Annotated in this window: 15 protein-coding genes; 8 read left to right on the top strand and 7 right to left on the bottom strand. The window is 74.8% G+C overall.

The annotated features are described in order from the left end of the window. Positions 1 to 16: 16 nt before the first annotated feature. Entirely contained in the window at positions 17 to 559 is a 543-nt protein-coding gene (locus TOK_RS11965) for an Lrp/AsnC family transcriptional regulator (RefSeq protein WP_374754888.1), read from the top strand. 10 nt (positions 560 to 569) lie between these two features. Next, entirely contained in the window at positions 570 to 1,886 is a 1,317-nt protein-coding gene (locus TOK_RS11960; protein ID WP_098957920.1) for a serine hydrolase, read from the top strand. Positions 1,887 to 1,932: 46 nt separating this feature from the next. Here TOK_RS11960 and TOK_RS11955 read toward each other — a convergent pair whose 3' ends face one another. Genes TOK_RS11955 through TOK_RS11945 form a run of 3 tightly spaced genes read right to left on the bottom strand, consistent with a single transcriptional unit; the run spans position 1,933 to position 4,796 of the window. Next, a complete protein-coding gene (locus tag TOK_RS11955; protein WP_098957919.1) occupies positions 1,933 to 2,898 on the bottom strand; it encodes an NADPH:quinone oxidoreductase family protein in 966 nt (321 codons plus the stop codon). Between the two features lie 24 nt (positions 2,899 to 2,922). Continuing rightward, positions 2,923 to 4,119, bottom strand: a complete 1,197-nt coding sequence (locus TOK_RS11950) for an MFS transporter (protein WP_253258332.1) — start codon at positions 4,117 to 4,119, stop codon at positions 2,923 to 2,925. Between the two features lie 38 nt (positions 4,120 to 4,157). Then, a complete protein-coding gene (locus tag TOK_RS11945; RefSeq protein WP_253258331.1) occupies positions 4,158 to 4,796 on the bottom strand; it encodes a GntR family transcriptional regulator in 639 nt (212 codons plus the stop codon). Between the two features lie 69 nt (positions 4,797 to 4,865). Here TOK_RS11945 and TOK_RS11940 point away from each other — a divergent pair, with 69 nt between their 5' ends. Then, on the top strand, positions 4,866 to 5,789 hold the full coding sequence (locus TOK_RS11940; RefSeq protein WP_172457534.1) for a DMT family transporter: 924 nt from the start codon (positions 4,866 to 4,868) through the stop codon (positions 5,787 to 5,789). Between the two features lie 55 nt (positions 5,790 to 5,844). Continuing rightward, positions 5,845 to 7,524, top strand: a complete 1,680-nt coding sequence (locus tag TOK_RS11935) for a hypothetical protein (protein ID WP_098957915.1) — start codon at positions 5,845 to 5,847, stop codon at positions 7,522 to 7,524. 180 nt (positions 7,525 to 7,704) lie between these two features. On the opposite strand, the gene TOK_RS11930 is transcribed toward TOK_RS11935, so the two are convergent. Continuing rightward, positions 7,705 to 8,190, bottom strand: coding sequence for a hypothetical protein (locus TOK_RS11930; RefSeq protein WP_098957914.1), 486 nt, complete (start codon positions 8,188 to 8,190; stop codon positions 7,705 to 7,707). 326 nt (positions 8,191 to 8,516) lie between these two features. Between TOK_RS11930 and TOK_RS11925 the strand changes: the two genes are divergently transcribed. After that, entirely contained in the window at positions 8,517 to 9,095 is a 579-nt protein-coding gene (locus TOK_RS11925; RefSeq protein ID WP_098957913.1) for a hypothetical protein, read from the top strand. 50 nt (positions 9,096 to 9,145) lie between these two features. Continuing rightward, entirely contained in the window at positions 9,146 to 10,198 is a 1,053-nt protein-coding gene (locus tag TOK_RS11920; protein WP_098957912.1) for a DNA polymerase IV, read from the top strand. 227 nt (positions 10,199 to 10,425) lie between these two features. Here the strand turns inward: TOK_RS11920 and TOK_RS11915 are convergent, their stop codons facing one another. After that, on the bottom strand, positions 10,426 to 11,439 hold the full coding sequence (locus TOK_RS11915; protein ID WP_098957911.1) for a DNA double-strand break repair nuclease NurA: 1,014 nt from the start codon (positions 11,437 to 11,439) through the stop codon (positions 10,426 to 10,428). 228 nt (positions 11,440 to 11,667) lie between these two features. Between TOK_RS11915 and TOK_RS11910 the strand changes: the two genes are divergently transcribed. Together TOK_RS11910 and TOK_RS11905 are read left to right on the top strand one after the other, a co-directional pair. Continuing rightward, on the top strand, positions 11,668 to 12,438 hold the full coding sequence (locus tag TOK_RS11910; RefSeq protein ID WP_098957933.1) for a VOC family protein: 771 nt from the start codon (positions 11,668 to 11,670) through the stop codon (positions 12,436 to 12,438). 118 nt (positions 12,439 to 12,556) lie between these two features. Beyond that, positions 12,557 to 13,198: an IclR family transcriptional regulator gene (locus tag TOK_RS11905; protein ID WP_253258330.1), complete on the top strand. Its 642-nt coding sequence runs from the start codon at positions 12,557 to 12,559 to the stop codon at positions 13,196 to 13,198. 114 nt (positions 13,199 to 13,312) lie between these two features. Here TOK_RS11905 and TOK_RS11900 read toward each other — a convergent pair whose 3' ends face one another. Then, entirely contained in the window at positions 13,313 to 14,500 is a 1,188-nt protein-coding gene (locus TOK_RS11900; protein ID WP_098957910.1) for a sugar ABC transporter substrate-binding protein, read from the bottom strand. 169 nt (positions 14,501 to 14,669) lie between these two features. Further along, positions 14,670 to 16,552: SbcC/MukB-like Walker B domain-containing protein (locus tag TOK_RS34900; protein ID WP_141566359.1), on the bottom strand; the 1,883-nt coding region annotated here is incomplete at its 5' end.

Here is a 16,552-nt window from a genome sequence, read left to right as displayed (position 1 = left end):
CCCGGAGAGGGGCAACGTGCCCAGTCCACGTCCCACCGACCCCCCGCTCGACCCCCGCATCGATCCCACGGGCCACCGGATCGACGACGTCGACGCCCGGCTCCTGCTCGCGCTCGCCGAGAGCCCCCGCGCGACCGTGCTCGCCCTCGCGGAGCGGGTCGGCCTGTCGCGCAACACCGTCCAGGCCCGGCTCTCCCGGCTCGACCAGCACCGCGTCCTCGGCGGGTTCGAACGCCGCATCGACACCGCCGCACTCGGCTATCCGCTCGTCGCCTACGTGACGGTGCAGGTCACCCAGAGCCGCCTCGACGAGGTCGGCGCCGCACTCGGGCAGGTCCCGGAGGTACTGGAGGTCCTCGGCATCTCCGGGCAGTCCGACCTGCAGGTCCAGGTCGTCGCCCGCGACGCCGACGACCTCTACCGCGTCGCCGGTGAGCTGCTCGCCGTCGACGGCGTCGAACGCACGACGACCGGCCTGGTGATGCGCCGGCTCGTCGACTACCGGGTGGAGCCACTGCTGCGCCGCATCGCCGCGTCGTCGTCCGAGGCGCCCCGATAACGTCCGCGTCGTGACAGAGCTGCTGCCCGGCACCGCCCGCACCCTCTACACCCGCACCGCCCGCGCCCAGCGCGACGGCCGCGTCCCCGGGCTCGTCGCCGGCCTCGTGCGCGACGGCGGCCTGGCCTGGTCGGCCGCGCGGGGCGACGTCGCCGAGCCGCACCGCGACGTCCAGTACCGCCTGGGCTCGATCACCAAGACCGTCGCCGCGATCACCGTGCTGCGGCTGCGCGACGAGGGCCTGCTCACTCTCACCGACCCGCTCGACGCGCACCTGCCCGGCACCCCGCTCGGCGACCGCACCCTCGGACAGCTGTTGTCGCACATGGGCGGTGTGACCTCGGAGAGCCCCGGCCAGTGGTGGGAACGCGCACCCGGCACCACGCTGGAGGGCCTCGGGCTCACCCCCGCCGACGCCGTCCTCGCCCCGGCGCGACGCTTCCACTACTCCAACCTCGGGTTCGGGCTGCTCGGCGAGCTCGTCGCCCGCGCCCGCGGCCGCTCCTGGGCCGCGGTGGCCCGCGACGAGGTGCTCCTGCCCCTCGGCATGACCCGCACGACGCCGCGACCCGTCGCCCCGGCGGCACAGGGCTTCGCAGTGCATCCGTGGGCCGACGTCCGTGCGCCCGAGCCCGAGCACGACGCCGTCGTCATGGCCCCGGCCGGGCAGCTGTGGGCCACGGCCACCGACCTGGCCCGGCTCGGCGCGTTCCTGCTGGGCGACACCGGCGACGTCCTCGCCGGCGCGACGCTGGAGGAGATGACCGTCCCGTCGGGGATCGACCCCTCCGACGCCCCCGGCTGGTCGTCCTACGGCCTCGGGGTGCAGGTCCGCCGCGTCGAGGGGGCGACGCTCGTGGGCCACGGCGGGTCGATGCCCGGGTTCCTCGCGGGCCTCTGGGTCGACCGAGAGGAGGCCACCGGCGCGCTCGCGCTGGCCAACACCACCTCGGGCCTCGACGGTGGGCTGCCCGCCGCACTGCTCGCCGACGTCCGCGCCGCCGAGCCGCACGTCGTCGACGCGTGGGGGCCTGCGCCGTCGCCGGTGCCCGTGGAGCTGCTGGGGCCCTGGTACTGGGGTCCGTCGCCGTACGCGCTGCGGGCGGTCCCGGGCGGGCTGCTGCACCTGGGCGGGCTCGGGCGGCCGGGGCGGGCGAGCCGGTTCCGGCCGGGTCCCGACGGCACCTGGATCGGCCTGGACGGCTACTTCGCCGGCGAGACGCTGCGTCTGGACCCGGTGGCGCTGAACCTGGCGACCTTCGTCTTCACCCGCACGCCCTACGACCCGGCCGCCCCGGTCCCGGGCGGTACCTGTGAGTGGCGATAGTCGCCGGAGCGACCATCGCCACTCACGAGGTTCTGCGTGCCCGGCGTCATGGCTGCAGGACGACCTTGCCGGTGACGCGGCGCTCGTCGATCGTGGCCAGCGCCTCGGCAGCCCGCTCGAACGGCAGCGTCTGCGAGATCACCGGGTCGAGCGCCCCTGACCGCAGGTACGGCAGCAGGTCCGCCCACTGCCTGTGGACGTAGCCCTCGTGCGCGAGCGCGTAGCCACCCCACGCGACGCCGACGACCTCGGTGTTGCCCAGCAGCAACCGGTTCACCCGCACCGTCGGGATCTCCCCCGCCGTGAAGCCGACGACCAGCACCCGGCCGAACGGCGCGAGCGAGCGCAGCGAGTCGGTGAACCGGTCGCCGCCGACGGGGTCGACGACGATCTCGACGCCCTTCCCGCCGGTCAGCTCGCGGACGGCGTCCTTGAACCCGTCGACGAGGACCGTGTCGTGCGCGCCCGCGGCCGTCGCGACCTCGGCCTTCGCGTCGCTGGACACGACCCCGATCACGCGGGCGCCCATGGCCCGCGCGAGCTGGGTCACCGCCGTGCCGACGCCACCGGCCGCGCCGTGCACCAGCACGTCGTCGCCCTCGCGGAGGCGACCGCGCACGGCGAGGGTGAAGTGCGCGGTGAGGTAGTTCATCGGCAGGCAGGCGCCCGCGGCGAAGGAGACCTCGTCGGGCAGCGACACCGTGTGGTCGACCGGGACCGCGGCCACCTCGGAGAAGGCGCCGTACGTCGCGAAGCCCGCGACCCGGTCGCCGGGCGCGAGGCCGGACCCGGGGGGCGCTTCGCGGACCACGCCCGCGAGCTCGGAACCCAGCCCGAACGGCGGGTCGGGCTTGTACTGGTAGAGGCCCCGGGTGAGCAGGACGTCGGGGAAGTTCACGCCCGCGGCGCGGACGTCGACGAGCACCTGCCCGTCTCCCGCCGCGGGCTCCGCCACGTCACGCACCTCGACCGCCGCCGGACCGTCGAGCCGGACCACCTGAACCGAACGCACCCCGTACCTCCTCGTACCGTGCCGTCAGCCCATCCTCGCCGGAGCCGCCGGCAGATGCGTGCGGCTCGACGTGGCGATGGTCACCGTGCCCGCCGCACAGATCACGACGAGGGCCCCCAGCAGCCACGGGTAGCCGACAAGGTGGGCGGCGAGCGCGAGCACCGTCGGGAGCAGGAACCCGATGTAGGCCAACGCGTAGTACACGCCGGTGACGCCGGCGAGCTCCTTGGGCCCGGAGAGACGCTGGAGCTCCAGCAGGCCGGCGACGACCGCGATCCCGTACGCGCCACCCAGCACGACCGCCGCCCCCAGCGCGAGCCAGGGTGAGCGCTGCACCGCGGCGACGACGCTGAGCGCGAGACCGGCCGGCATCACGATCATCGACACGACGACGGCGCGCGCGTCGGTACGGCGGTCGAGCAGCTTCGCGACGGGTTGCACGAGCGCACCGGTCAGCAGGGTCGCGACGGTGAGCAGCGTCGAGTAGGCCAGCCCCCACGAGCCCAGCCGGTCGCCGACGAGCTGCGGCATGATCGCGTAGGCGACGCCCGCGGACCCGAAGATCCACGGCGCCATCGGGACGACCACCCGCAGGAACCGCGGGTTGCGGACCACGCCCGTCACCGGGACCGGCGGCTGCGTCCCGCCCGGCACGGTCTCGGGCACCCGCCACACCGCGACCAGGGCGGCGGCGGTGAGCGCGACGTGCACGGCATAGGGCGCCACCATCGGCCACGGCCCCCACTGCGCGAGCACCCCCGCCACCCCGGCGCCGAAGCCGAACCCGAGGGTCAGCCACAGCGCGGCGCGACGGGCCCCCGCACCTGGGGCGGCGTCGTCGAACGGCGGTTCCGAGAGCTCCTTGACCCACGTCGAGCCGACGGCCATCGCGGCCGCCACGGCGGCGCCCGTCACCAGGCGACCGGCGAAGACGGGGACGGGCCCCAGCTCTCCGAGTGCGAGCAGCAGGCTCGCGACCAGCGACGCGCTGGTGCCCGCCCGCATCAGCGGCCGCCGTCCCCAGCGCGCGGCGGCGCGGCCGGCGAGCAGCAACGTCGGCACCAGACCCACGACGTAGGCGCCGAGGAACGCGTCGACGGTCAGCACCGAGTAGCCCGCGGCGTCGCGGTACATGATCAGCAGCGGCGTGAACTGGTTGCCGCCCCAGCCGCAGCAGAACATCGCCGCGGCGACGGCGGCCCAGGCCCGGCTCCCCCTCACCGCGCCGGCCTCGTCGCGCAGGCCTCGTCGCGCAGGCCTCATCGCACCGGCCGGTGCGTGCCGTCGAGGTGGGCCGGCAGCAGCGCGGCGAACCGGTCGCCGTCGAGGGCCTCGATCGCGCCGACGAGCGCGGCGTGCTCGTCGAGGACGACGGCGACCTGCTCGGGCTTCGGGGCGAGCGCCCGGATGCTCATCCGGCGCTGCCGGTCGCCGAGTGAGGCGTAGAAGCGGGCGGTGAGCCGGTTGCCCCCGGCGTCGACGATCGTGCGGTGGAAGGCCTCGTCGGCCGCAGCCACCCCCGGCAGGTCGTCGCGGGCGGCGTGCCGGCGCTGGGTGTCCAGGGCTGCGCGCAGCGCGACGACGGCGGCGGGCACGTCGGCGGGACGGCGCAGCAGCCGGCGGACGGCCGCGGTCTCGACGGCCTCGCGCGCGTCGAGCACATCGTCGGCCTCCCCCACCGACACCGGCACGACGACGGCGCCGCGCTTGGGGATCAGCTCCAGCAGCTCCTCGGACTGCAGCCGCAGGAACGCCTCGCGCACCGGCGTGCGGCTCATCCCGAGCCGCTCGGCGATGTCGCCCTCGCTGAGCAGGTGCCCGCCGGGCAGGTCACCGGACAGGACGAGCTCCTTGGTGGCGGCGTAGGCACGCTCGGCCGCAGGTTCCCGGGAAGCCACCCGACGACCGTACTCATAGATGCAAGCTTGCATCCATGTGATCGGACACCTGCGGCCTACGGTGATCCGGTGACGGGGGCGCGGGCGTGGGGGCTGTTCGTCGCGGTCTCGGTGCTGTGGGGCCTGCCGTACCTGTTCATCGGCATCGCGCTGCGCGAGGGGTTCGGCCCCGTCTCCCTCGCCGCGGCGCGCGTCGCGCTCGCCGCACTCGTCCTCGCGCCCTTCGGGCTCCGCCGGTCCCGGCGGGCCCTGCTGCACGGGCGGGGCGGGCGTCTGGTCGTGCTCGCCGTCGTCGAGGTCGTCGTGCCGTTCGTGCTCATCCCCGTCGGCGAGCGGACCGTCCCGTCCGGGACGGCGGCCGTCGTGATCGCGACCGAACCACTGTTCGTGCTGCTCACCGGCCTCGTACTGGGGACCCGTGGGCGGCCCGGCGCAGCCTCGGTCGTCGGGCTGCTCGCGGGCCTCGGCGGCGTCGCCGTGCTGTCGGGTGTCGCCGGGGCCGGACCCGGCGTCGTGCCGCTCGTCGTCGCCGCGGCCTGCTACGCCGTCGGCGCCGTCCTCGTCGGCCGGTGGTTCGGCGACGTCCCTGCGCTCGGTGTCGTCGCCGCCATGCTGGCGATCGCCGCACCCGTGCTCGTCGTCGTGACCGTCGGCGCCGTCGCCCTCGGCGCCGAGACGCCGCCCGCCCCCACCCCGACGGGCCTCGCGGCCGTGGGCGCGCTCGGCATCGGCGCGACGGCCGTCGGGTTCGTCGCGTTCTTCGCCCTCGTCTCCGCCGCCGGCCCCGACCACGCCGCGCTCATCACCTACGCCGCGCCCGTCGTCGCCGTCGCCTGCGGGGCTCTCGTGCTCGGTGAGCCCGTCGGCATCCGCACCCTCGCCGGCACCGCGCTGGTGTTCGCCGGGGCGTGGCTGGCGACCCGGCCTCGTCACGTTCCGCGACCACCTCCGGGGACGCACGGCGATCGTCCGACGTCACCGCCCGCGACATGACGATCACCCTCCCCCGCCTGTCGGCGGAGATCCGCGGGCTGGAAAAGTTGGGTCGATGCGTCTGGTCTTCGCGGCACACGAACACGAGGAGTACGGGCTCGTCCGCGACCGGCTGCTGACCGCGGTACTGGCCCGGTCCCGGCGGCTCGGCCGAGAGGTCGATCCCGTGCTCGTCGGCGCCGCGCTCGACTACAAGATCGGTGTCGACGGACGGCTCGGCCGCTGGACCCGCCGCCACGTCGCCGACGCCCTCGCCGTGTGGTTCCCGCGGACCGTCGCCGTCGCCGACACCGACTGGGCCGAGATCCCGAACGCCCTGCACGCGCTGTTCGCGCTGCTCGCCGAGGAGGACCACCTCGACGCCGGGTCCGCCCCCGTCCAGGAGCTGCACGACCAGGTCGGTGACTCGACGCCCGCCCTCTACGACGCGATGGCCGACGAGCGCAACTACGACCTCGGCAAGTTCTGGAACGTCCAGATGATGCGCCACGACGTCGACAAGGCCGACCTCCTCGCGGTGCAACGCTTCCTCGAGCAGGCCACCCGCGGCGAGCTCGACATCGACCGTGACGCCCTCGCCGCCGTCACCCGCGAGGAGACCCGGCGCCGCGAACAGCCCGACGACGCCCAGCCCGCCCCCGGACCGGTGCTGCTGCCCTCGGCCGCGCAGCTCGTCGAGACCGCCTCCGCCTCCTCGGCGCTCGACCGGTTGCGCGCCTTCACCTACTGGGTCCGCGCCGGGCGCCCCCTCACCCGCGACGGACAGCTCCGGCTCGCCGACGCGCTCTCCCTCGCCGACGCCCTCGGGCTCGACCACTTCTACCGCGAGAACGCCCGCACCAGCGACGACCTGCCCGACGTCGCCCTGCTCCTGTCCTGGGCGCGGCAGGCCAGGCTGGTGCGCGTGGTCAACCGGCGGCTCGTCCCCGTGAAGGGCTCCGGCCCGCTGCTGCACCGGCCCATCGAGTTCTTCCGCCGCGCCTTCGAGGCCCTGGGCCGGCTCGGCGACCACTTCGGCGGTACCGACGTCTTCGGCGCGCCGTCGCTGTTCAGCATGTCGCTCGGTGAGGCCTTCCCCGTCCTGTGGCTCGACCTCTACCAGGCCGGCGGCGGACCCGTTCCCGTCGAGCACTTCTACCGGGTCGTCCGCGAGACCGTGAACGGGCAGTTCGGCTGTGTCGTCGACGACCTCGCCGGCGACGTCGAGCAGCGGCTGTGGCGCCGCGACGTGGCCGCCCTCCTCGACGCGATGGAGCTCCTCGGCGCCGTCGAGCTCGAGGAGAGCACCGACCACGACCACCTGACCGCCCTCGCCGGTCGCGACGACCCCGACCCCACCGTCGTCTCGCTGACCCCGATCGGCATCTGGGTGTGCCGGGAGCTGCTCGTCGAACAGGGCGTGCACGCACCGTTGGTCGGGGAGCTCGCCGACGAGGACGTCGAGTACGTCTGCGTGCGCATGTCGGGCTCGCGGCCCGAGGTCGCCGACGCCGAGCTGGCAGCATGGGTCGCGGCGCGCGACCCGCGCACCGCCGCCCACGAGCTGACCCGGTTCCTGCGCCGCACCGACGACCCGGGCCATCGTGAGCTGGTCGTCGCTGCGCTGGCGCGGACCGGGGAGGGTGGGCACGAGGTGACGCGGCGGATCGAGGAACGCGCCGTCCGGCGCAGCCGCCGCCCCTCCGAGTCGCCGCACCCGATCCCCGAGCCCCGCGTCGCCGTCGTCCGCACCTGAGCTCCTGCCTGCGCCCTGGGTGCCGTCGCCAGGCCCGGCCCCGGGACGCCCCTTCGCGCGCAGCCCCACTGCTGCAGACCGGGCCTCGAACGGCAGAGAGGTTGCGGCCGGTTCCCGGCGCGCAACCTCTCTGCTGTGGAACGGGCCGCGCGCAGCCGTGGGGTGGCGCGCGGGGTGCGATCAGGCGCTGCGCTGCTGCGGGATGCGCGCGGTGAGGTCGACGCGGCGGGCGAGGGCCGTCGTGTCACGGGTCAGGTGGTAGTGCCCGTGGTTCGAGCGGTTGCAACGGTAGGATCGCATCGGCTGCGAGCCCAGCGACTCGAACTCCCGGCCGGCCTGCTCCGCGGACTCCCGGTCGGGGTAGATGACCTTCCCGTCGGTGCGGGTGCCCTGGCGGCGTGGCGCCACCCCGGCCGTCTCCGCGCGGCTGGGCTGGCAGAACTGCGGCCCGCCGTCGGAACGCAGCCGCGCGTGCCGCAGCACGACCGCCGCGCGGGCGGGGTCACGGACCGGCTTGCGCGGCGTCGGGATCATCGGCACCACCACGGAACCACCGGTGTCACGCACGTCGTCGAGCGCCCTGCGGGGTGCCCCGATCACGACCTCGCAACCGCTGTCGTTCGTGCCCTCGGGACAGGTCGCGTCACCACTCGTGTGCCGGTCCATGTCGTCCTCCGTTCGCCGTTGTTGGAGCATCGCGGATCCGACGGCGTGTCGTTAGCCGCGCGAGGACGGCTTCGCCCGTTCGTGTGACCCTGAATCGAATGGTGACCGTGAGTCAGATTCGGGCGGCTCGACTTGCAGGGATCACCGCTTCGTGAGCCGCCCGTGCGGCCGACCGGATCACCGCTGGTGAGGGGGTTGTCGACGGTCGGTCACGCGGCCCCACACGGTCGGACTGCCGGTACGGCACCCGGGACCCGCTCGCCCTACCCTTCGCATCGCCGTCGCACCGGGACGACCCCGGACGTCGACGGCACGGGAGGTCCGCGATGTGGTGGTCCGACGTGTTCGTGGCGACCGGCGAGGGGCCCGGTGTCTTCGCCGTAGTGCCCGGTCACCGGCACGCCGTGCTCGACTGGATCGCCCGCCGCCGCCCACCCCTGGTCGTCGCCCGCGAGGTCGGTTCGCCGCCCGTCGACGCCTGGGTCGTCCTCGACGGCGGCATCCTGCGCACCCATCGCCATCACCGGATGCCCGGCTGCGACCACCGCGCCGGAAGCCGCCCCGGTACCGGCACCGCGGCCCCCGACGACGGGTCGGTCGTGCTCGCCCCAGGCATGCGCGTGGTCGGCTGGGCCGCACTGCGGCTCGTCGCCGGAGACCTGCCCGTCGAGCTCCCCGACGGCTCGCTGCCGGGCGAGCCGGTCGTCCCCGCCGACCTCGCGTCGCTGCGCCGGCGCTACGTCGCGACGTCGCCCACCGACGCGGGCGTCGCCGAACAGGCCGAGCTCCTCGCCTCCTGCACCGACGTCCGCATGCTGCGCTGGGTGTCCACGGCGCTCGCCGCCACGGCGCCCCCGACGGCCGTCCCGGCCCTCCGGGTCGTGCCCGCCGACACCGGCGTCTGACCACTCCCTCACGCCGGGTCGTCCCCAGCCCGATCGGCCACACTGGGCCGATGCCGACGCGCTGGGTGCTGCACGTCGACCTCGACCAGTTCGTCGCGGCCGTCGAGATCCGGCGGCGCCCCGAGCTGGCCGGGCGCCCCGTCGTCATCGGCGGGCGTGGTGACCCCACCGAACGCGCGGTCGTTGCGACAGCCTCCTACGAGGCACGTGAGTTCGGCATCCGGTCCGGGACGCCGTTGCGGACCGCGGCGAGGCGCTGCCCGGACGCGGTCTTCCTGCCGGCCGACAACCCCGCCTACGAGGCCGCCTCCGACGAGGTGATGGCTGTGCTGCGGTCGTTCCCCGTGGTCGTCGAGGTCATGGGCTGGGACGAGGCGTTCCTCGGCGTAGGCACCGACGACCCCGAGGCCCTCGCCCGCGACGTCCAGCACGCCGTCGCGGAACGGACCGGCCTGTCGTGCACCGTCGGCATCGGGGACAACACGTTGCGCGCCAAGATCGCGACGGAGTTCGGCAAGCCGGCCGGCACCTTCCGGCTGACCCGCCACAACTGGTTCGCGACGATGGGCGACCGGCCCACGACGGCGCTGTGGGGCATCGGCACCCGCACCGCCCGCCGCCTGTCCGAGCTGGGCCACCGCACCGTCACCGAGCTCGCGGAGGCCCGGCCCGGTGAGCTCGCCGAGCGGATCGGCCCGGCGATGGGGCCCTACTACGTGCAGCTCGCCCGCGGCATCGGGCGCGAGGAGGTGTCCGACGCGCCACACGTCGCCCGCTCCCGCAGCCGCGAGACCACCTTCCAGACCGACCTCGACGACTGGGCCCTCGTCGGCGAGGAGATCGCCGCGCTGGCCCGCCGGGTCGCCGACGACGTCGCCGCCGAGGGCCGCCCCGCCGTGCGGATCGGCGTCAAGCTGCGGTTCGCCCCGTTCCTCACCCGCGGGCGCAGCGCGACGCTGCCGGCGCCGACGTCAGCGCCCGAGGAGCTCGTCACCGGTGCGCTCGCGGTGCTGGACCTGTTCGAGGAGGGCCACCGCACCCGCCCCGTGCGGCTGGCCGGGGTGCGAGCGGAGTTCCCCCCACCCTGCCCCCAGCAGCCCTGACCCCAGCAGCCCTGACCCCAGCAGCCCTGACCCCGGCCTGCAGGCTCCCGGACCCCGGCCCGGCCGCCCGGTTCGACACCGGCATGGTTCTGCCCGTGATCTGCTCGACCTGTGTCAGTTCGGCGATCGGTCCTGCCCGGGTCCAGGCCGGTCCGAAGGCACGCCTCTGGGAGTCGATCGGCTCCGGGACCGACCGCTCGGACCCACACCGTCCGGGATCGAGACGATCAGTGCACCGGGACCGGGGCGTCCGTGTTGTCCCACGCCGCCCGCCGAAGGGCCCGGTAGACGACCCCGGCGTCGCCCAACCGCCTGCGCAGCAACCGTTCCAGCCCGCCGATCGGGTAGAGGTTCTGCGGGGCCCGGGAGTCCTTGTAGCCGTGGGAGGCGTAGCGCGGCAGCGTCACCTGGCTCACCGCGGCCATCAGGAGCGCGTCCGCCGCGGGCTGGGCGGCGCTGCACTCCAGCCGCACCACACCCGCCCACGGCGAGCCCGGCCCGGTGGGCAGCCGCAGGTACCAGGTGTAGCGCTGCCACGAGGTGCCCAGAAGGAACACCGGCGTCCGCTCCCCCGGCGCCAGCGTCGCGACCAGCGCGTCGAGGTCCGGCTGCAGCCGTTGCAGGTACCGGGTGCGGTGGGTCTTGATGTAGCCGAGCGCCCGCGGCAGGTGCTGACGCCCGCGCAAGGGTCCGTCGACCACCAGCATGTCGTCGTCACCGGTGCCGGCCTCGGCCCGGGCCCGGCCGGCCGCATCGACCTCGATGGCGGCGAGCCTGCCCTGCAAGGCGAGGCTCAGGTTCTGGGCGGGCGCCAGCGCGCCGTTCGAAGGAACGATCTCGGCCACGTACCGACCGGCGGGTGTGACGACGTCCGTGGCCCCGGCCGCCGACGTCAGCAGCGACCGCGCGACCGTCACCGCGACCGGTTCCGCCCGGTCACCGGCACAGCACACGACCCCGGCGGCGTAGGAGGCGCACAGCGCCGCCGTGCTCGCGCCCGGACCGATGTCGGCGGACCCGTCGTCGACCCACGCCTGCGCGTCGACCCGGCGCACCCCGTCGACGAACAAGGTCGCCGCAGGCGGCGACACCCGCGGATCGGCCGCCACGGGCTCCCAGCGGTCGGCCGGCAGCTCGACCGTCACGTCGATGCTGGCCTCCGACGTCGCGGCCTCGTCGCCGGCATCCGCGTCGAGGCCGGTGCCGTAGGACGGGTCCCACGGGTCCACGGTGAACCGCATCCGCAGCCCTCCCTCTCGTCGACGCGGTGGTGCCCGCCGATCGTCGCCGATCCCACCTCTCCGGTGGCCGCCGACCCGCCGAGCGGCCCGCTGCCGTGCGCCGAACCGTCCGGCCCGGCCCCGCACACGGCGGAGGCCGACCGTTCACCGATCGACCGGCACGAACTGTCGGTGGGTGGTGCCAGGCTCGCGGTCCGGAGCAGTTCGACGCATGCACGGAGGTGTGGGATGACCACTCACGAGGGCCGGTGGCAGGCGGGGACGCCGTGCTGGGTCGACCTGACCGTCCCCGACGTCGCCGCGGCGACGCGGTTCTACGGATCGGTGCTCGGCTGGTCGTTCGTCGACACCGGGGCCGACTTCGGCAACTACCAGATCGCCCAGGTCGACGGCCGTGCTGCCGCCGGCATCGGCCCGATCATGCAGGAGGGCCAGCCCTCGTTCTGGACGCTGTACATCGCCTCCGACGACGCGGACGCCTCCGCGAAGCTGGTCGCCGACAACGGCGGCACCGTGATCGCCGGCCCGATGGACATCCCCGGCAGCGGCCGGATGTTCATCGCCGCCGACAGCGTGGGGGCCGTGTTCGGGGTGTGGCAGACCCTGGGCATGGACGGCGCGCAGGTGGTCAACGAGCCCGGCGGGCTGGCCTGGGAGGACGCCCGCCTCACCGACCCGGAGACGGCGCGCGCCTTCTACGGGGCGGTGTTCGGCTACACCTACGACGCCGTCGACGGCGCTCCGGGCGACTACACGACGTTCTCCCTCGACGGGGAGGTCAAGGGCGGCATGGGCGGGCTCATGGGCGCCCCCGACGGCACCCCGAGCCACTGGATCGTCTACTTCGCCGTGGCCGACGTCGACGCGGCCGTCGCCGCGGTCCAGGCCGGTGGTGGCGGGGTGCTGATGCCGCCCGGGAACAGCCCCTTCGGGCGCATGGGCGTCGTCGCCGATCCCTTCGGCGCTCCCTTCTGCCTGCACGGCCCCGTCCCGGGCTGACCCACCCGCGGGCCGGCGCCCTCACGAACGCCGCCGGCAGGCCGCAGGGTGGTGGGAAGGACCCGGCGCCGGTCGACGACGGCGAGGGCCGACCGGTTCCCGGCACTAGAATCGCGTCGTGGATTACCTGGTCAGCGGGGTCGGCGTGCTCGACAAGACCATGCATCTGCTCAACCAGATCGAACGCCGCCAGCCGCTCGGGTTCCAGGAGCTCGCCGAGTCCGTCGAGTTCCCGCGGACCACGACACACCGGCTCGTCGCGGCCCTGGAGACCCACGGGTTCGTGCGCCGCGACGAGCGCGGGCTGCTCGTCACCGGTAGCCGGTTCGCCACTGCGAGCCTGTCGCAGATCGCGACGCCGGTCCTGGGCCGGCTCTCCGCCGACACCGGCGAGAGCACACAGCTGTTCGTCCGGCGGGGCCCGCACCGGCTCGTGGTGGTCTCGATCGAGTCGTCGGCGGAGCTGCGCACGATGGTGCCTGTCGGTGCGCTGCTCACCGTCCACAAGGGGTCGGCGGGCCGGTTGCTCCTCGGGGACGAGGACGCCCTGCGGGCCGGGTGGGTGCAGAGCGTCGGTGAACGCGCGGCGGGGATCGCGTCGGTCAGCGCCCCGGTCCACAGCGGACGCCAGGTCGTCGCAGCGGTGTGCCTGTCCGGCCCGGTGGAGCGGCTGGGCACCGGCCCGGGGGTCCGCTACGCCGGGCCGGTGATGGCCGCCGCGAGAGAGATCGAGGCCGCCGCAGCCACGTCGCCGGACTGACCGCCCCCGCAGCGCCGCCCGCGTCACCCCCGCCGAGCTCGACGTCAGGCCGGCTCGGTCATGGCCCGGACCACGCTCGTGTCGATCTCGGCCGGGATCGTTCGGCGGGGGTCGTCACGACGCCGGCAGGCCCCACAGCTGCAGGAAGCCGGCCGGCAGCGCGCCGCCGTAGCCCTTGCCGACCTCCGGCGGGACACCGGACTCGTTCACGTTCGTCTTGTCCCAGATGCGGATCGGGGTGCGCTCCTCGACCGCCGGCTGCCCCAACAGGATGCGGAAGGCCTGGTCCATCGAGGCGTAGCCGATGCCGACGGTGTCCTCCCCGACGTTCATCGCCACGATGTCGCCCTCCTGGATGAGCTTGAGGGCGTAGGGCGAGCCGTTGTAGCTGACGACCTTGACCGAGCCGACCCGTCCGAGGGTCTGGATCGCGGGCACCGCGCCGGCGACCATCGCGTCGTAGAGCGGGTAGACGTAGTTGATCGAGGGGTCCGCGGTCAGCGCGGACTGGATCTCGCTCTGGGTCTTGGTGTTCCAGTCCGACACCGGGATGTTCTTGACCGTCACCTTGCAAGCCGGGCACTCGGCGGCGAACTGCTTGCCGATGGTGTCGAGTGTCGCCGGGCTCGGGAGCACGTCGGCGCCGCCGATGAGCAGGACGTTGGCGTTGGCCTTGGAGTCGGCGATGATCCAGTCCGCCGCCGCCTTGCCCGCGACGTTGAACGGCGCGGTGACCAGTGCCGTCACCCCGGCGCCGCAGCCCTCACAGCCCGGTGCGGCGGGCGAGGAGTCGTCGTAGAAGTGCGTGACCAGCACCGGGATCCCGGCGGCCTTGGCGGCGGCGAGCTGGGGCTGCAGGGTGCGCGGGTCCGGGGCTGTGCTGAGCACGATGATGTCGGGCTTCGCGGTCAGGGCCGCGTTCATCCCCTGCACCCATTCCGAGGGCTTGCCCTGGTTGGGATAGACGGTGAACTCCATCCCGACCTTCTGCGCGATCGCCTGCATCGTCTCCTGGATGCTCTGGTTGAACGGGTTGGGCACGAGCGGGATGAGGAACATCCGCTTGCCGCGCAACGTGCTCGGGTCGATCGGCTGCCCGGGCGGTGTGAAGGTCGGCAGCCCCTTGTACTTGGCGACGTTGTCGGTCACCGCGGCCGAGACCGTGTTGGCCGCTCCGGAGGCCGTGGCACCTCCGCTGTCTCCACTGCCGGTGCTGCACGCCGTCAGGGCGAGCGCGAGCGCCGTCACTGCGACCATCCCGCGGCGCACCAGCCGCGTGCTGACGGGACGAACGATCCCCATGGGAGTCCTCCGGTACGGCCGTCGAGGGCGGTGCGAAGCACTGCGTGTCCACTATTTGGACACCGATTCACCGCATGGTGGAAGCTAGCGGCTCACAACGATCGAGGACAAGCGACCGGACATCGCAATTCGACGATCGGCCCGAGGACGGACACACGACCGGTCCCGGTCAGGGGCCTTCGCGCACCACCGACGCCGTCCGCTGGTCACGACTGACCGCGAACCGCACCGGCACCCGCTCCGCGAGCGCGGCGACGTGGGTGATCACGCCGACCATGCGGTCGCCGCGGGCGGCGAGGTTCTCCAGGGTCGTGGCCACGACCTCGAGGTTCGCCTCGTCGAGCGTGCCGAAGCCCTCGTCGAGGAAGATCGAGTCGAGCCGGGCGGCGCCGTCGGCGGCGAGCGTCGACATCTGCGCCGACAGGGCCAGCGCGAGGGCGAGGCTCGCCTGGAACGTCTCCCCGCCGGAGAGGGTCTTGACCGGACGGTGGGCATCGGCGTCGGCGTGGTCGACGACGACGAACTCGCCGTTGTCATGGGTCAGCTCGAACTGGCCCCCTGAGAGTTCCGCGAGGCTCGCCGAGGCATCGGCGACCAGTACGTCGAGCGCGGACGCGACCAGCCACCGCGGGAACCGGTCGGACTTGAGCAGCTGGCCGAGCATGCGCGCGACCTGCTGGTTCTCCTCGGCCGCCGCCCGGTCGGCCCGTAGCTTGGCCGACTCGGCGACGCGTTCGGCGAGCCGGTCCCGCGCCGCCTGGGCCTTGGCGTGCTCGGTGGCGACGACAGAGGCCGCCCGCTGCACGAGCCGGTCGGTCTCGTCGGCTGCCGACGCGGTGCCTCGGGGCGGGGCGAGGTCGTGGCGGCCCAGGTCGTCGAGCAGGTCGGTGGTCAGCTCGTCGCGGCGGGCGCGGGCCGCGGTGACGGCGGTACGTTCGGCTGCGAGCCGGTCGTCGCGGTCGGCGGCGGCCGCGGCGGCCCAGTCGGCGAGCGTCCGCCAGGCGGCGACGAGGTCGTCGCCGACAACGGTGGGGGCGCCGAGCACGACGAGGGGGTCGCGGGCACCGCGCAGGTCGTCCCACGCCGCGGCGGCCGACCGTTCGGCTGCCGTCGACGCGGCGGCGGCCTCGGCGGCGGCGCCGTGCGCGGCACGGAGAACATCGGCGGCGGTGCGGGCCTCGGCGTCGAGGGCGTCGAGCCGGTCGAGGGCGCGGACGATCTCGTCGGGCGCCGCGGCACCGGCGAGGGCGGTGACGAGCGCGTCGACGCGGGTGTCGAGCGCGGTCAGCGCGGAGCGGGCGGCCTGCTCGGCGCGGGCGGCGGCGGTCTCGCGGGTCCGGGCAGCGGCAAGCGCGGACTCCGCATCGGTGAACGCCGTCGCCGTGGCGTCGGCCGTCCCGGCCGCTGCGGCCTTCTCGGCGCGGGCCGGCCCGGCCGCGGCGTCGCGCTCGTCGGCGGCGGTGCGGGCCCAGCCGGCGAGTGCGGACCAGGCTCCTGGGAGGTCGTCGTCGGCGACGGCGGGTGCCCCGAGGGCGACCAGTGGGTCGCGGGCGGAGCGCAGCGATCCGGCGGCGCGGGTCACCTCGGCCCGCACCGCATCGACGGCGGCGGCCGAGACGTCCCGGGCGGTGCGCGCCAGGCGCAGGGCGGTGTCGGCGCGGACGGCCTCGGTCTCGACGGCGTCGAGCCGGCTCAGCTCGGCGCGCAGGGACGTCGCGTCCACGGCCGTGTCGAGCCCGGCACGCAGGGTGTCGGCCTCCGTGTCGAGGCGCGCCAGGTCGGCCGCGGCGCGGTCGAGGGCCGACGCGGCGTCGGCGTCGGCGACCCGGGCCCGGTCGAGCTCGGTGTCCGCGGTGGCGAGAGCGCTGTCCGCGGCGGCCAGGGCCGGACCGTCGACGGTGGGCGGCAGCGTCGCGACGGTCTGCTCGCACACCGGGCAGCGCTCCCCGACGTGCAGCGACGGTCGCAGTGCGGCCGCGCGGTCGGCGTGGGCCGCGGCGTCGCGGGCCGTGCGGGCCGCGGTGACGGCGGCGCGCGCCGCGGTGAGCGCCG

Source organism: Pseudonocardia sp. N23 (genome assembly GCF_002583555.1).
In the GTDB taxonomy this organism is placed as follows: domain Bacteria; phylum Actinomycetota; class Actinomycetes; order Mycobacteriales; family Pseudonocardiaceae; genus Pseudonocardia.
Note: the sequence above shows the minus strand (reverse complement) of the source record. Positions and strands in the feature narration are given on the sequence as shown.

Coding starts and splice junctions, on each gene's coding strand:
- TOK_RS11935 (WP_098957915.1), top strand. CDS start 5,845: ATGCGTCTGGTCTTCGCGGCACACGAACACGAGGAGTACGGGCTCGTC.
- TOK_RS11930 (WP_098957914.1), bottom strand. CDS start 8,190: ATGGACCGGCACACGAGTGGTGACGCGACCTGTCCCGAGGGCACGAAC.
- TOK_RS11925 (WP_098957913.1), top strand. CDS start 8,517: ATGTGGTGGTCCGACGTGTTCGTGGCGACCGGCGAGGGGCCCGGTGTC.
- TOK_RS11920 (WP_098957912.1), top strand. CDS start 9,146: ATGCCGACGCGCTGGGTGCTGCACGTCGACCTCGACCAGTTCGTCGCG.
- TOK_RS11915 (WP_098957911.1), bottom strand. CDS start 11,439: ATGCGGTTCACCGTGGACCCGTGGGACCCGTCCTACGGCACCGGCCTC.
- TOK_RS11910 (WP_098957933.1), top strand. CDS start 11,668: ATGACCACTCACGAGGGCCGGTGGCAGGCGGGGACGCCGTGCTGGGTC.
- TOK_RS11900 (WP_098957910.1), bottom strand. CDS start 14,500: ATGGGGATCGTTCGTCCCGTCAGCACGCGGCTGGTGCGCCGCGGGATG.